This is a genomic window from Arhodomonas sp. KWT, assembly GCF_010993615.1.
On sequence record NZ_WNXE01000790.1, the window covers coordinates 1 to 773 of the forward strand.

Below are 773 nucleotides of genomic sequence, written 5' to 3' on the forward strand. Positions count from 1 at the left end.
TCGTGCGTGCCCGCCTGCTCTGGCATACCTACTGGCTGCCGCTCAACTTCGCGCTCACCGCCCTGGTGGGCGCCGTCGGCGCCGTGCTGTTCACCCTGCGCTGGTCCGGCGTGGCGTGCGCGGACGACTACCGGCTGGCGAACCGGGTCCAGCTCGCCGTGCTCGTGGCGACGGCCGCGGCCGCCGCGGGCTGGGCGGTGACCGGCGCGCTCGGCCTCGGTGCCGGGGGGGGAGCCTCGTTCGCCGAGGCGCTGCGTCTGGCCGTGGAGCAGCCGTTCTGGCGGCTGATGTATGCGGGCTCGGCGGCCGTGGGGGCACTACTCATCGCGGGCACGGCACTCGCACTGCGCCGCCCGGCGCTGCTCGCGCACAGCTGGTGGCTGTCGGTGCCGGCGCTGCTGTGTACCTGGTCGTTCCGCTGGGTCGTGTTCATCAACGTGCAGACGGTGCCCAAGTACGGCGCCGGGCTCTATCCCTACGAGCTGCCGCTGGGCAGCGACGGCCTGCTCGGCATCGTCGCCACCTTTGGCCTGTGGGTCGCCGTCGTGATCATCGTCTCCGCCATCGCCGCCCGCTGGCCCCAGGGCCCGGCGGCGGCCGCTCCCCGGGAGGTCGCTCATGGATAAAACACGCCGCAATCTGCTCAAGGGCGGCCTCGCCGCCGGCGGTCTCGGTGTCTTCGCCGCCGGCTATGCCGGCCCCGCCGTCAACGCCGTGAGGGGACTCGTCCGCGGTACCGCGGGGGTGCCCACGCAGGACCGCATCGCCGGCAA

The 773-nt window shown here is 73.6% G+C and carries 1 protein-coding gene; it reads left to right on the forward strand.

Annotated features, from left to right (window positions below; all coding sequences use genetic code 11):
* Positions 1–626: hypothetical protein (locus G7A99_RS22420; protein ID WP_205600011.1), on the forward strand; the 626-nt coding region annotated here is incomplete at its 5' end.
* Between the last annotated feature and the right edge of the window lie 147 nt (positions 627–773).